Origin of the sequence: Streptomyces armeniacus (assembly GCF_003355155.1) — a bacterium.
Classification (GTDB): Bacteria; Actinomycetota; Actinomycetes; order Streptomycetales; family Streptomycetaceae; genus Streptomyces; species Streptomyces armeniacus.
Map to the genome: position 1 here is coordinate 259815 of NZ_CP031320.1, position 14009 is coordinate 273823.

General features: G+C 75.8%; 10 protein-coding genes. 9 read left to right on the forward strand and 1 reads right to left on the reverse strand.

The genetic code is table 11. The features are described from left to right. Nucleotides 1-40: 40 nt before the first annotated feature. The 9 genes from DVA86_RS01125 (at nt 41) to DVA86_RS01165 (ending at nt 12659) form a co-directional block, all read left to right on the forward strand. Nucleotides 41-787 (forward strand): TetR/AcrR family transcriptional regulator, encoded by a 747-nt coding sequence (locus tag DVA86_RS01125; RefSeq protein ID WP_208874983.1) that lies wholly within the window; start codon nt 41-43, stop codon nt 785-787. Nucleotides 788-875: 88 nt separating this feature from the next. After that, nucleotides 876-1355 (forward strand): redox-sensitive transcriptional activator SoxR, encoded by a 480-nt coding sequence (soxR, locus tag DVA86_RS01130; protein ID WP_208874985.1) that lies wholly within the window; start codon nt 876-878, stop codon nt 1353-1355. Nucleotides 1356-1359: 4 nt separating this feature from the next. Next, entirely contained in the window at nt 1360-1695 is a 336-nt protein-coding gene (locus DVA86_RS01135) for a hypothetical protein (RefSeq protein ID WP_208874987.1), read from the forward strand. 152 nt (nt 1696-1847) lie between these two features. Beyond that, nucleotides 1848-3029 carry a chitinase gene (locus DVA86_RS01140; RefSeq protein WP_208874989.1) on the forward strand — a complete coding sequence of 394 codons (1182 nt, stop codon included), beginning with the start codon at nt 1848-1850 and terminating at the stop codon, nt 3027-3029. Between the two features lie 35 nt (nt 3030-3064). After that, nucleotides 3065-3940, forward strand: a complete 876-nt coding sequence (locus DVA86_RS01145) for a protein kinase domain-containing protein (protein ID WP_208874991.1) — start codon at nt 3065-3067, stop codon at nt 3938-3940. A gap of 101 nt (nt 3941-4041) precedes the next feature. Continuing rightward, a complete protein-coding gene (locus DVA86_RS01150) occupies nt 4042-6213 on the forward strand; it encodes a protein kinase domain-containing protein (protein WP_208874992.1) in 2172 nt (723 codons plus the stop codon). Between the two features lie 89 nt (nt 6214-6302). Continuing rightward, a complete protein-coding gene (locus DVA86_RS01155) occupies nt 6303-8873 on the forward strand; it encodes an outer membrane protein assembly factor BamB family protein (protein ID WP_208874994.1) in 2571 nt (856 codons plus the stop codon). Nucleotides 8874-8884: 11 nt separating this feature from the next. Further along, nucleotides 8885-11251 (forward strand): protein kinase domain-containing protein, encoded by a 2367-nt coding sequence (locus DVA86_RS01160; RefSeq protein WP_208874995.1) that lies wholly within the window; start codon nt 8885-8887, stop codon nt 11249-11251. A gap of 115 nt (nt 11252-11366) precedes the next feature. Next, nucleotides 11367-12659: a C40 family peptidase gene (locus DVA86_RS01165; protein WP_208874997.1), complete on the forward strand. Its 1293-nt coding sequence runs from the start codon at nt 11367-11369 to the stop codon at nt 12657-12659. Here the strand turns inward: DVA86_RS01165 and DVA86_RS01170 are convergent. Further along, nucleotides 12617-13894, reverse strand: coding sequence for a styrene monooxygenase/indole monooxygenase family protein (locus DVA86_RS01170; protein WP_208874998.1), 1278 nt, complete (start codon nt 13892-13894; stop codon nt 12617-12619). The genes DVA86_RS01165 and DVA86_RS01170 overlap by 43 nt on opposite strands. Nucleotides 13895-14009: the final 115 nt, after the last annotated feature.

Sequence of the window (14009 nt, forward strand, 5' to 3'; positions counted from 1 at the left end):
GCGACTCGGCGCGTGCGCCGGGGCGGATACGCTGCCCGGCATGACCGTCCCGGCGTACCGAAGACTCAGTGTCGAGCAGCGCCGCAGCCAGCTGATCGACGCGGCGCTCGACCTCTTCGCGCACCGGCTGCCCGAGGAGGTCTCGCTGGACGGCGTCGCCGCCGCGGCCGGCGTCTCACGGCCGCTGGTGTACCGCTACTTCCCGGGCGGCAAGCAGCAGTTGTACGAGGCGGCGCTGCGCTCCGCGGCCGACGAGCTGGAGCGCTGCTTCGCCGAGCCGCAGACCGGGCCGCTCACCGAACGCCTCGCGCGTGCGCTGCGCCGCTACCTCCGCTTCGTCGACGAGCACGACACCGGCTTCATGGCACTGCTGCAGGGCGGCAGCGTGGTGGAGACGTCGCGTACGAACGCCATCGTGGACGAGGTGCGGCGCACCGCCGCCGACCACATCCTGGTGCACCTCGAGGCGCCGGAGCCGGGCGCGCGGCTGCGGCTCATGGTGCGGACGTGGATCACCGCGGTCGAGGGCGCCTCGCTGATCTGGCTGGACGAGGGCAAGCAGCCGCCCGTGGAGGAGTTGCACGGCTGGCTGCTGGACCACTTCGTGGCGCTGCTGACGGTCACGGCGGCGGGCGACCCGGAGACCGCCGCGGCCGCGCGCCGCGCGCTGGTGCTGGAGCGGCCGGACGGCCCGGTGGCCGCGCTGACGCAGCGGCTGCTGCCGGTCGTGGCGGACGCGGCGCATCTGGCGCTGCCGCCGGAGAGCCCGGAGAGCCCGGAGAGCTGAGCCCCCGAGGGGATCGTGCCCGAGGGGACCGCGAGCGCCGTGCCCAGGTGACTTAAACTCCCCTTCAACCGCACGCTACGGTGGACACATGTCGACGACTCACCTGTCCTGGGACGCCAAGGAAGCCACCGTCGGCGAGCTCGCCGAACGCGCCGGGGTCGCCACGTCCGCCCTCCGCTTCTACGAGCGCGAGGGCCTCATCCGCAGCAGGCGCACCAGCGGCAACCAGCGCCGCTACAGCCGGGACACGCTGCGCCGAGTCGCCTTCATCCGGGCCTCGCAACGCCTCGGCATTCCGCTCGCGTCCATCCGCGAGGTGCTGTCGCTGCTCCCCGACAACCGCACGCCCACGCGCGAGGACTGGGCCCGGGTGTCCGAGTGCTGGCGGAGCGATCTGGACCAGCGGATCACGCTGATGCAGCAGCTCCGGGACAACCTCACGGACTGCATCGGCTGCGGCTGCCTGTCCATCGACGTCTGCGTGCTCGCCAACCCGTACGACCAGCTCGGCGACGAGGGCCCCGGCGCCCGCCGGCTGGCCCAGCCCTGCACGCCGCACGGGGAGTGACGGCGTGCGGAGCGAGGACACCGAGTTCACCGGCGGACCGCTGGACGGCCGGGTGCTTCCCGTGCTGCTCGGCCCGACCGGCCGCCCCCCGGCGTCGTACGAGGTGCCGGTGCCGGACGCGGACGGCGGGCCCGAGGTCGTCCACGTGTACCGGCTGGAGCCCGCCGCGGTGACGCCGCGGCTGCGGCTGCCGCGCGGCTGGCGTTACGTGTACGAGCCGGACGCGGAGGCCGCCGACAAGGGCCCCAAGTGGCCCTGGCGGCGGCGCGGTTCACGACCACTGCGGACCGGCGTGACCGCGCCGGAGACCGATCGGAACAGTTCTGGTACGGACCATTGACAACACTGGTCTAGTCCTGTTTGCTCCCTGACCAGGGGCGCCGCCCGGGATGCCTCCCGCTGTCGTATGACTTCCGGGCGGCGCACCCACCAGTTCGGCCGTACGTACGTCCGCATCCGCGCGTCCGCCGTCGACTCAGGGAGCGTCCCCCCATGCGCCACCGCCGCCGCCCCAAGGCCCCCCGCACCCGCGCGCTCACCGCCGTCCTCGCCGGAATCCTCGGCGCGGGACTGCTCATCACCGGCGCACACGCCGGACCGTCCGGCGACTCCGGCGAGACGGCCGGCGCCGACCGGCCGCGCGGCACCTCCGCCGCGCTCCCCGAGCACGCCCTCGTCGGCTATCTGCACACCACCTTCGCCAACGGCTCCGGCTACACGCCGCTCTCCGAGGTGCCCGACAGCTGGGACGTCATCCAACTCGCCTTCGGCGAGCCCACGTCCACCACCTCCGGCGACATCCGCTTCGAGCTGTGCCCGCAGAGCGAGTGCCCGAACGTGGAGACGGAGGAGGAGTTCAAGGCCGCGGTCCAGGAGAAGCAGGCCGCCGGCAAGCAGGTGCTGCTCTCCATCGGCGGCCAGAACGGCCAGGTGCAGCTGAAGACGGCCGCCGCGCGCGACAAGTTCGTGGAGTCGGTGAGCGGGATCATCGACCGGTACGGACTGGACGGCCTGGACATCGACTTCGAGGGCCACTCCCTGTCGCTGGACGCCGGCGACTCGGACTTCCGCTCGCCGAAGACCCCGGTGATCGTGAACCTGATCGACGCGCTGAAGACGCTCAAGGGCAAGTACGGCGAGGACTTCGCGCTCACCATGGCGCCCGAGACGTTCTTCGTGCAGCTCGGCTACCAGTTCTACGGCCCCGGCCCGAACGGCGCGCAGGACCCGCGCTCCGGCGCGTACCTGCCCGTCATCCACGCCCTGCGCGACGACCTGACGCTGCTGCACGTACAGGACTACAACTCGGGCCCGATCATGGGCCTCGACGACCAGTACCACACCATGGGCACCGCCGACTTCCACATCGCGATGACCGACATGCTGCTCACCGGCTTCCCGGTGGCCGGCGACGAGAGCCGCGTCTTCCCGCCGCTCGACCCCGGGCAGGTCGCCATCGGGCTGCCGGCCTCGGCGCAGGCGGGCAACGGGCACACCACCCCGTCCGAGGTGACCAAGGCGCTCGACTGCCTGCACGACGGCACCGGCTGCGGTCCGTACCAGCCGCACGGGAGCTGGCCGGATATGCGCGGATTGATGACCTGGTCGATCAATTGGGACCGGTTCGCAGGGTGGGAGTTTATGAAGAACTTCGACAGTTATTACGGGGCCTGACCGTCTGAGGCCCATCTGGGCCTAGTCTGCGCACCGTGTTCGAAGGGATGGCTCGCCTCGGCAGTGCCGACCCCCGCCAGCTCGGCCCGTACCGGCTGCACGGGGTCCTCGGCAACGGCGCCCTCGGCACGGTGTACCTCGGGCGCGGCAGTCCGCGGCGCGGCGGCCGCAAGCGCGCCGCCGCGGTCCGCGCGATGCGCCCGGAGCTGCTGCGCGACCGTACGCTGCGGGCGCGGCTGCGCCACGTGACGCAGACCGTCGCGAACGAGGTGGACAGCCCGTACGTCGCCGGCGCGCTGGACTGCGAGCTGGACAGCGAACACCCCTGGCTGGCCGCCGAGTTCGTGCCGGGTCCCGCGCTGGCGACGCTGGTCGCGCGGTACGGGCCGCTGGACGAGGACGGCGTACGCGCGCTGGGCGGCGCCCTGTGCCGCGCCCTCGCGGCGCTGCACGCCGCCCGCATCCCGCACCGCGACCTGCGCGCGGCCAACGTCCTGCTGACCGCCGGGACTCCGCGCGTCGTCGACTACGGCCTCGGGCCGGGCCGTACGGACCTCGGCGCCGACGACGAGACCGCCGCCGACCCGGCCGCCGACGTCTTCGAGCTGGGGGCGCTGCTCTGCTACGCCGCCAGCGCGCACCTCCCGTTCACCGGCAGCCTGCTGCCGGCGGCGCGGGAGGACCCGGACCTGACGGGCGTGCCGGACGGACTGCATCCGGCGCTGCTCGCGTGCCTGCACAAGACGCCGGAGTCGCGGCCGTCGCCCGGACAGCTCGCGCGCGCCCTCGACTTGGCGGACCTGGCGGAGCAGCCCGCGGCGGACTGGCTGCCGGAGTCGTACGTGCACGAGATTGACATGTCCAGGAAAGACGCGCGACAGCTGCTGGGCCGCCACCTCTTCGGCCGCTGAGCCCTCTGCCGCTGAGCCCTCTGCCGCTGAGCCCTCTGCCGCGACCGTACGCCCGGCCACGCTCCGGACGGTAGGCTCCCCCGCCGGGGGACGGAACGGAGATGGAACCACTGCAGCAGGACGACCCGCGGCGGCTCGGCCCGTACCGGCTGGCCGGGGTTCTTGGGTCCGGCGGCATGGGCCACGTGTACCTCGGGCGGGACGGCGCGGGCGGCGTCGCCGCCGTGAAGGTGCTGCGCCCCGAACTCGCCGACGACCCGCACATGGTGAAGCGCTTCCTGCGCGAGGCGGAGGCCGCGCGGGCCGTACGGAGCAGGGGCGTCGCACGCGTGCTGGCCACCCGTACGGAGGGCGGACGGCAGTGGATCGCCGCCGAGTTCCTCGCCGGACCGACGCTGGAGCGGGCGGTGGAGCGGTACGGGCCGCTGGACGAGGCCGCCGTACGCGCGCTGGGCGCCGCCCTCGCCCGTACGCTGCGGGACATCCACGCCGCCGGTCTCGTGCACCGCGACCTCAAACCCGCCAACATCGTGCTCACTTCGGACGGCCCCCGCGTGATCGACTTCGGCATCGCGCGCGCGGAGCACGGTCTCACCCTCACCGCCACCGGCCAGGCCCCCGCCACACCCGGCTACGCCGCGCCCGAGCAGGTGCTCGGGCAGCGGACGGGACCGGCGGGCGACGTGTTCGCACTGGGCGCCGTGCTCGCGTTCGCGGCGAGCGGCCGGCGCGCGTACGGGGGCGGGCACGTGGCCGCCGTGCAGTACCAAGTGGTGCACGGCGAGCCGGAACTGGACGCGGTGCCCGCCGCCGTACGGGAGGTGGCAGAACCCTGCCTCGCCACCGACCCCGCCCGGCGGCCCTCCCCCGAACGGCTCGCCCGGCTGCTGGCACCGCCGTGGCGCGGCCGCAAGGCGTGGCGCACGGGCCCGCTGGCCCGCGACATCGCCGAGCGGGAACGCGCCGCGGGACAGCTCGCCACGGCACCGGACGACGACGGGGACGGCGGGTCGCGTGCGCGGGACGCGCTGGGTGCGCGGGACGCGCTGGGTGCGCGGGACGGGCCGGGGGCGCCAACGGGCCCCGCGCGGCGCCGGATCGCCATCACGCTCGCGGGCGCCGCCACCGCCCTGGCGGCGGGTGGCGGCGGTGCCGCCTGGTGGCTGCTGCGCCGTGACGACGCGGCGGCGGACGGACACCCCTGGGACGCCGAACCGCTTTCCGGCTACACGGAGGGCACCGCGCCGCAGCCCCTCTGGGGACCGTTGGAGGCGTCCGCGGAGACGGCGCCGCTGCCCGTACGGGACCTTGTCGTCGTCGCGGCGCGCGGCGGCGGCCTGGCCGCGTTCGGCGTACGCGACGGGAAGCGCCGCTGGCGGCAGCCGGACGCCGCACCCGGCGCACGGACGCTGGCGGCGGGCGCGGACACCGTACTGGCCGCCGACGGCGACGGCGCACTGCTCGCACTCGCGGCCGACGACGGCCGGCCGCGGTGGACGCTCCGTACGGCGGACGCCGCCGTGCTCCTCGCCGTCAGCGCGGACACCGTCTGCTTCACCACCCGCGACGGAGCGCTGCGCGCCGTCTCCCTGGCCTCGCACCGCCCCCTGTGGACGGCGGAGCCGCCCGTACGCGGCTTCGCCGCTTCCCCCGGCACGGCATCCCCCGGCACGGCATCCCCCGGCGCGACGTCCCCCGGCGCGGCCTCCTTTGCCGCCGCCGCGGGCGCCGGACGGCTCGTGCTGTGCGGCACCGACGGCCGGGCCGCGGCGCTCTCGACACGCGACGGCCGCCGCGTCTGGGGGCCGCGGAAGCGCGGCGAGCGCGCGCTCGTACCGGCCGTCGCGGGCGGCACCGCGTACCTCGGCGGCACGGAGCTGACCGCGCTCGAACTCGCCGACGGCCGGGAGCGGTGGGCGCGACCGAGCGGCGCCGAGGAGGGCTGGGGCGCGCCGGCGGTGGACGGCGGCCGGGTGTACGCGACGGACGGCGCGAGCCTGTACGCGCGCCGGGTGTCCGACGGCGGCGACGTCTGGACGCTCTCGCTCGTCTCCGAACCGCTGCCCCCGCAGCCGCCCGTGGTCGAACGCAACAGCGTGTGGACGGCGTTGGACGCCTCCGGCGAGGACGGTGTCGCGGCCGTCGACCGCAGGGGCGGCAAGAGCGCGTGGCTGTACACGCAGAACGGCGAAGGGCCGTGGCGGCAGGCGGCGGCGGGCAACCGCGTGTTCCTGCTGCGCGGAGGGGCGCTGACGGCGATGCCGGTGTTCTGAGCCGGACAGCGGGTACGAAGACGCACGCCGCGCCCGTGACGCGCCGCGTATCGTGCTGACCGCAACGGGAAACCGGGGGGATGAGAACCGTGGCACAGCAGGGGGACCGGGTATACCGGCGGCTCGACGCCGGTGACCCTCGTACGCTGGGCGGCTTCCGGCTGCTGGCCGCCGAGGACGACGGCGTCGTCAGCGACGGCATCCGGTGCTATCTGGCCCGCTCTCCGCACGACGCGCGCACCGTGACCGTCACCGCCGTACGCCCGGACCGCGCCGGGGACGCCACCCTGCGGGAGCGGATGCGCCGGGAGGCGGAGACGGCCCGCGCCGCCGCCGGGCCGTGGGTGGTGCCGCTGGTGGACGCGGACCCGGACGCGGCGGTGCCGTGGCTGGCGTACGCGTACGTGCCGACGCTGCCGCTGACCGGACTGGTGCGGGAGCAAGGGCCGTTCGCCGAGCCCTCCGTACGCGCCCTCGGCAGCGCCCTCGCGCAGGCGCTGGGCACGCTGCACGACGCCGGCCGGACGCACGGCGGACTCGGGCCGCACGCCGTCTCGCTGGCGGCCGACGGGCCGCGGCTGGGCGCGCTCGGCGACGTACGGGCGGCGGACGGGGGCGACGCGGCGGCGGAGGTACGCGCGCTGGCGGAGGTGCTCGTCTACGCCGCGACGGGCCGTACGGGCGCGGGTGCGGCGGAGCGGGCGGGCGCCCTGGCGGAGATGCCGACGGGGCTGGCGGACGCGTTGGGGCCGGCGCTCGGCGCGGGGAAGGTCGCGGGCAAGGGCGGCGCCCGCAACGCGCCACGGCTGGCGAAGCTGCACGCCGCGCTGGACACGCCGGTACGCGGCCGGCGGCCCGAACTGACGCTCCCGGCGCGGTCCGTGGCCGCGCTCGCCGCGCGCGCGGCGGAGGCGCTGGCGCTGGAGGCGCCGGACGGCCCGGACGCCGTTCCGCCGGGCGCGGACCACGCCACCCGGCAGCTGCGTACGGGCGGCGCGGACCGGCACGCGGAAGGGGGCACACTGCAACTGCGGGCCGCGCAGGAGGAGTCCGGAGCGGCACCCGAGGAGCCCGGGGCGGCACCGGACGGGTCCGGAGCGGCGCCCGTACAGGTATGGCCCACGGCCGGGCGGGGCGACGGGCAGGTCTCCGGCCTGGAGCCGCTGCCCGTATCGCCGCCCCTGGTGCCGGCGCAGCCGCACGGAACGGCACCCGAGGGAGGCGCCGCGGAGGGAGGCGCTTCCGGCCCCGACGGCCCCCACAACCAACCCACCGAGCCCCGCCCGCAGGACAGCCCTGCCGCCGCCCCGCACGGCGACACCACGCGGCCGCGGGCCGCGTCCCGCCGTTCGCTGCTGCTGGCCGGCGCGGCGGCCGGCGCCGCCGGGCTGGCCGTCGGCGGCGGCGCCGTCGCGGGCTGGGTCACCGGCCGCGGCGGCGGGCTGGACGCGCTGACCCGGCCGGGCCGTACGGGCGCCGGAGCGGACACGCTCGGCGGCGGGCGCACGCCGCCGCCCGGCACTCCGCCGACCGCACTGTGGCGGTACGACCTGCCGGGCTCCGACTCCGCCAAGTCGAGGCCGCTGGTGTGGCGCGGCGAACTCGGCGTCCTCGTCGGCTTCCACAGCTCCGTGGCCGTCGACCTGCGCACCGGCGAGACCGTCTGGTCGCGCAACGACCTGTCGAGCCTCTACGCGCCCAAGGTCATCAGCAGCGAACTCGTCCTGGTGCTGGACAAGTCGGAGCTCGTCGCCTTCGACGCGCGCACCGGGCAGCGCCGCTGGGGCGACAACGCGTTCAAGCCGGGGACACCGCGGTTCAACGGCCGCAGCGCCGACGAGCTCCGTGCCGCCACCGGCGACGGCCGGACCGCCTTCGTGACCGCCGACCAGATCGGGAAGCCGGGCGAGGACACGCCTGAGGAGCCGCCGCACACGCTGTCGGCGTACGACACCCGCAAGCGCCGCGAGCGCTGGCACGTCGAGCTCGCCGAGTACGAGACGGACGACGCGCTCAGCGTCCAGGCCGCCGGCGCGTCCGTCGTCACGATGGCGCCGCGCGACGACGTGCCCCAGCTGACGTCGTACCGGCTGTCGGACGGCGAGCGGGAGTGGCGGCGTTCCCTGGACGGGCTCAAGGGCCACAGCACGCTGTCGCTCTCCGCCTCCTCCGGCACGGTCTACGCCTCGCGCGGCGGCGATCTGCGCGCCGTCCGTGTCGACACGGGCAGGGAGCTCTGGTCCCGGCGGCTCGTCACCCGGACGGAGAGCGGCCTCGGCCGTGCCGTCGTACGGCCCGGACCGCCGCCCACGTCGGGGAAGTCCAAGGGGAAGAAGCGCGACAGGCGGATGTACGTGGCGGACGGCCACCGCACCGTGTTCGCCCTCGCGCCGGAGGACGGCCGGGAGATCTGGCGCACGGAGCTGGCCAACGACTCACTCTGGCGCGACGTCCCCGAGCTGGAGTCCTCGCCGTCGGGCAAGACGGTGCTGGCGGCGTCGAGTTCAGGCGTCGTGGCCATCGACGCACGCAGCGGCGAGCTGCTGTGGCGGTTCCGTGAGACGCGCGGCGACTCGGCGGACGAGTACGCGGTGTTCCCGGGGAACGGCGTGGTCCTGGTGACGCACACCGCGTCGGCGTTCGCCCTCCCGGTGGACTGAGGGGCCGCGGCATGGAATCCCTCGCACGCCCCCGCCCGCTGCACGCCAACGACCCCGCGGCGCTGGGCCGCTGGCGGCTGCTGGCCCGGCTCGGCTCCGGCGGCATGGGCAGCGTCTACCTCGCCCGCTCCCCCGGCGGCCGTACGGTCGCGCTCAAGGCGGTGCATCCAACGCTCGCACAGGAGCCCGAGTTCCGTGCCCGCTTCCGCGACGAGGTACGCGCCACCCGCGCGCTGATCGGGCACGCCGAGCCCGGACCGTCCACGGCGGCGCGGCACTTCGCCGCCGTCGTCGACGCGGACACGGAGGGGCCGCGGCCGTGGCTGGCGACCGAGTACCTGCTGGCGCCCGCGTTGCAGGAGACGGTGGACGCGTTCGGGCCGTGGCAGCTCACTGCCGTACGCGCGCTGGGCTCCGCTCTCGCGGAAGCGCTCGCCGCCGTGCACCGCGCGCAGCTGGTGCACCGGGACGTCAAGCCGTCCAACGTGCTGGTCACCGCTGACGGTCCGCGCGTCATCGACTTCGGCATCGCCCTGTCGTCCGGTGCGCGGCGGCTCACCCGCACCGGCCACGTGCTGGGCTCGCCCGCCTACATGGCGCCGGAGCAGGTGGAGCGGCGCACGTCCACGCCGTACTCGGACGTGTACGCGCTCGCGGGCGTCCTGGTCTTCGCGGCGACCGGGCGCGGCCCGTTCGGCACGGGCGCCGCCGAGGAGCTGCTGTACCGGGTGGTGCACGGGCAGCCGGACCTGTCGGCGCTCGACGGGCCCGCCGACCCGGACGGCGCGCTGCGCAGGCTGCTGGCGCGCTGCCTGGCCAAGGACGTGACCGAGCGGCCCAGCGCCGCCGAACTCGCCCGGCTGCTGCGCCCGGCGGACGTCGACGCGCCTCCCTTCGCGGCGCTGCTGCCCGCGCCCGTACTGGCGGACATCGCCGCCCGTACGACGCTCGACTGGGACATCGCGGTGCCTCGCCGGGAGGACGCGCCCTCCCCGCCGCCGGGCCACGGCACGCGGGAGGACGACGGCGGCGCCGTCGGCCCGGACGGCGCTCCCGCCCACGCCCGTACGCCCGGCGGTCCGCCCTCACGCCGTGCGCTGCTCCTCGGCGCCGCGGGCACCCTCGCGGCGGCCGGCGCCGCCGCCACCGGCGCGTACGCGGCGGGCCGCGCCGCCCGGCCTGCCGCCAAACCGGGTCCCGCGCGCGGCTCCGCCGCCGCGTCCCGGCGCCCCGGCGGCGCCAAGGGCACGGCGCCGCAGCCCGCCTGGGAGTACCGCGGCCCGCTGGACGTCTATGGGCGGCCCGCGCTGGGGCGCGGCGTGCTGGTGACGGGCACCGACACGTTCGGCGAGCTGTACGGCATCGACACCCGTACGGGCACCCTGCGCTGGACCGTGACCGGTGTCGCCGGGGAACAGCCGTTCACCGTCCCTGACCGTTCGATCGCCGTGTTCGCCGCGCTGGGCACGGCCGGGGACGACCGGCTCGCGTTCGTCGAGACGGCCAACGGGCGCACCTGGTACAGCGAGCCGCTCGACATCATCCTCGAGAGGATCGACGGCTCGCCGGTGGTCGCCACCCGCGGCCACACCGTGTTCGCCGTCGGCGAGCGGCTGCGCGAGGGCGCCTCCGCGGCCCCGGGGAAGCGCGAACTCCACCTCTTCGCCTACGACATCGACCGCGCCGAGACGGTCTGGCGCCGCCGCATCTCCCCCAGCGAAGTGAAGACGGCGACGGGCGGCGTGTTCGGCTCGCGGCTGCTGGTGTTCGAGACGGACACCCTGCGCGCGTACGGCGTACAGGACGGCGCGAAGCAGTGGGAGGCGCCGCTGGAGGGCACCCCGCCCGCGGACGGCATCACGGATTACAGCCTCACGGACCACGGCATGGCGTCCGCGGGCCGCCACGGCGTGCTGACCTCGGGCCCCGAACTGCGGCTGCTCGACCCTTCAGACGGCCGCCCCCTCTGGCGCCTGGGCCCCGGCCGGCTGAAGGACGTGGACACCGGCAGGGTGGAGCCGGGCGCGACGGCGTTCGGCACTCCTGCGGTGGCCGGGAACACGGCGTACGTCACGGTGGCGCAGAAGGCCGTGCTGGCGGTGGACGTCCGTACGGGCAAGCGCCGCTGGCTCTGGCAGGCCGGAGACGAGGAGCTGAGCCCGCCCCCGGCCCCGGTCACCGCCGCGGGCGGCCTCGTCTTCCCCTCACTGCTGGGCGGCCAGACCGCGCTGGTCGCGCTCGACGCCCGTACCGGCGAGCGTGCCTGGCGGATCGCGGAGACGGACAACATCGCGGACAGCGCGCAGCTCTCCTGGGACGGCGAACGGCTGTACGCGGTACGCGGCGTGCACATCCGCGCCCTGCCGCTGGACGGGTGACCCTCAGGCGCCCCCGCTCCCCCAACGGGTGACACGCGTCGGCGGATCCGCCCAACTCACCGCGCGGACGGCCCGGACGCCCGGCGACGATCACCGGGAGGCCCTTGTCCCGGAGGTGAGTCCGCTGATTCCCGTACGGTCCGTCAGCGCGGTGGCGGTGGCCACCGCGGCCATGGTGGTCGTGACCGCCCAGCCGGCCCAGCCCGTACCGCAGGACCGGCACACCGTACGGGCCGGGCGGCCCGCCGCGGCGGCGGCACCGGCGGAGCCCGGCGGCCGGTCGCTCGGCGAGCTGCTGACCCGGATGCGGACGCTGTACCGCCAGACCGAGGCCGCCTCGGAGGCGTACAACGGCGCCGCGGAGCGGCTGAAGGCACAGCAGGCGGAGGTCCGCCGGCTCAACGCGCGGCTGGTGCGCACCCGCAGCGCCGTGGACGCCGGACGGGCCGAGGCCGGGCGGCTCGCCCGGCAGCAGTACCGCGAGCAGGCCGCCGGTCTGCCGCCCTCCGTACAGGTGCTGCTGGCCGACGACCCCGTACGCGCCCTCCAGGGCGGGCACGCGCTGCAGCGCGCGGTCGGCCGGCAGGCCGTCGCGGTGAAGCGGCTGACCAGCGGGGAGCGGCAGCGGGACGCGCTCGCGCTCCGCGCGCGCGGAGCGCTCGAGAAGCAGCGGCGGCTGGCGGCCACGCGCAAGGCGCACCGCGACGCGGCGCAGCGGCGGCTGCGCCAGGTGGAGCGGATGCTGGCGGCGCTGCCGCCGGAGCGGCTGGCGCGGCTGCGGCAGCTGGAGAGCACGCAGGACGCACGCGCGCAGCGGGAGTTCCTGGCGGGCGGCGCGCTCGGCGGCGACACCCCGAAGGGCGGCGCACCCGGCGGGGACGCCCAGGCCGGCACGCGCGCGCCGTCCGAGCAGGGCCGCCGCGCGCTGGAGTTCGCCCTCGCGCAGCGCGGCAAGCCGTACGCCTGGGGCGCCGAGGGCCCGCGCGCGTACGACTGCTCCGGCCTCACCGCACGCGCCTGGGCGCGGGCCGGGCGCGCCATCCCGCGCACGAGCCAGCAGCAGTGGCGGCGGCTCGAACGGGTGCCGCTGCGCGAGCTGCGCCCCGGCGACCTGGTGCTCTACTTCGCGGGCGCCACCCATGTCGGCCTGTACGCGGGCCAGGGCCGCATCGTGCAGGCGCCGCGCCCCGGCGCCCGGGTCAAGGTCTCGCCGATTGCCGCGAACCCGGTGATCGGCGCCGTACGCCCCGACCCGTGGGCGCCGCCGCTGCCCTCGTACGAGGCCCCGCCGCTGCCCGCCGACGCGGGCCCCGACGACGCGGTTCCGGGCGCCGCGCGTACGGACGCCGCGCGTACGGACGCCGGTCAGGCGCGCGGGACCGAACCGCGCTCGAGCGACGCCAGATAGCGCTCCGCCGCCCTGGGCTCGTAGAAGAAGTCCTCGAAGTCGGCGGGGTCGTTGAACCCGTTGGCGATGCGGTCGGCCACCTCCTGGTGCCGCATGCCGGCGCCGAGCAGCGTGAGGACGTGCTCGGGCGGCGGCGCCAGCATCGCGTTCGTCCACTTCGTGACGTGCCGTGCCGTCGCCCAGTAGTGGTCGAACGTCTCCCGCATCCACTGCTCGTCGAACGGCAGGTCGCCGCGTTCGACGATCGCCGCGAGATAGGTTGCCGCGCACTTGGACGCGGAGTTCGAACCCTGCCCCGTGATCGGGTCGTTGGCCACCACGACGTCCGCCACGCCCAGCGCGGCGCCGCCACCCGGCAGGTGCCCGACGGGGTGCCGCACGGTCGGCGCGTACCGGCCCGCGAGGGTGCCCTGCTCGTCCGTGAGCTCGACGTTGGTGGCGCGCGCGTACTCCCAGGGCGTGTAGCGCTCCATCAGCTCCAGCGTCGTGGCCAGGTGCTCGTTCGGGTCGCTGACGCCCTGGAAGACGTCCAGAGGGCCGCCGGGCAGGCCCTCCCAGAACAGGATGTCGCACCGTCCGGAGGTGGTCAGGCACGGCATGACGAACAGTTCGCCGACGCCCGGCACCAGATTGCAGCGGACGGCCTCGACGTCCGGCTCGTCCGAACGCGGCGCCAGCCCGTGCACGTACGAGACGGCGAGCGCGCGCTGCGGGCTGTCGTACGGAGAGCGGGCCGCGTCCCGCGCGAACATCGACACCAGCTCGCCCTTGCCCGCTGCCACCAGCACCAGGTCGTACTTCCCGGCGAAGAAGTCCAGATCCGAGACGGCGGCGCCGTGGATCACCAACTGGCCGCCGCGCGCCGCGAACATCTCCATCCAGCCGGCCATCTTCACCCGCTGGTCCACGGACTGCGCGTACGCGTCGAGGCTGCCGAGCCAGTCGACGGCGCGCTCCGGGAACTCGCCGGCCGCGCCGGTGGCCGGGTCGGGGGCGGCGACGGAGACGCCGATGGCCTCGATCGGGGGCGCCTGGCTCTCCCAGCAGTCGAGGCCGGCGTCCCGCTCGTGCTGGAGCGCCTGGTCGAACATGACCTGGGTGGACATGACCCGGCCGGCGCGTATCTCGTCCGGCGTACGGTTGGACATCACCGTCACCTCGTAGCCCCTGCCCTGGAGGCTGAGCGCGAGCTGGAGCCCGGCCTGCCCGGCTCCGACGACGAGTATCTTCCGCATGGCGGATCTCCCTGTGTGAGGGTGTGAATGTTCTGCCGGGCCGTGCCCCGCCGGGCCGTGCCCCGGGGGGCCGGGCTCGCTGGCTGTGTCCTACCGGAACGAGCCGCTCCGCGGA

Excerpts from the sequence above, each read along its gene's own strand:
- DVA86_RS01125 (WP_208874983.1), top strand. The coding sequence starts at position 41 with ATGACCGTCCCGGCGTACCGAAGACTCAGTGTCGAGCAGCGCCGCAGC.
- soxR (WP_208874985.1), top strand. The coding sequence starts at position 876 with ATGTCGACGACTCACCTGTCCTGGGACGCCAAGGAAGCCACCGTCGGC.
- DVA86_RS01140 (WP_208874989.1), top strand. The coding sequence starts at position 1,848 with ATGCGCCACCGCCGCCGCCCCAAGGCCCCCCGCACCCGCGCGCTCACC.
- DVA86_RS01150 (WP_208874992.1), top strand. The coding sequence starts at position 4,042 with ATGGAACCACTGCAGCAGGACGACCCGCGGCGGCTCGGCCCGTACCGG.
- DVA86_RS01160 (WP_208874995.1), top strand. The coding sequence starts at position 8,885 with ATGGAATCCCTCGCACGCCCCCGCCCGCTGCACGCCAACGACCCCGCG.
- DVA86_RS01170 (WP_208874998.1), bottom strand. The coding sequence starts at position 13,894 with ATGCGGAAGATACTCGTCGTCGGAGCCGGGCAGGCCGGGCTCCAGCTC.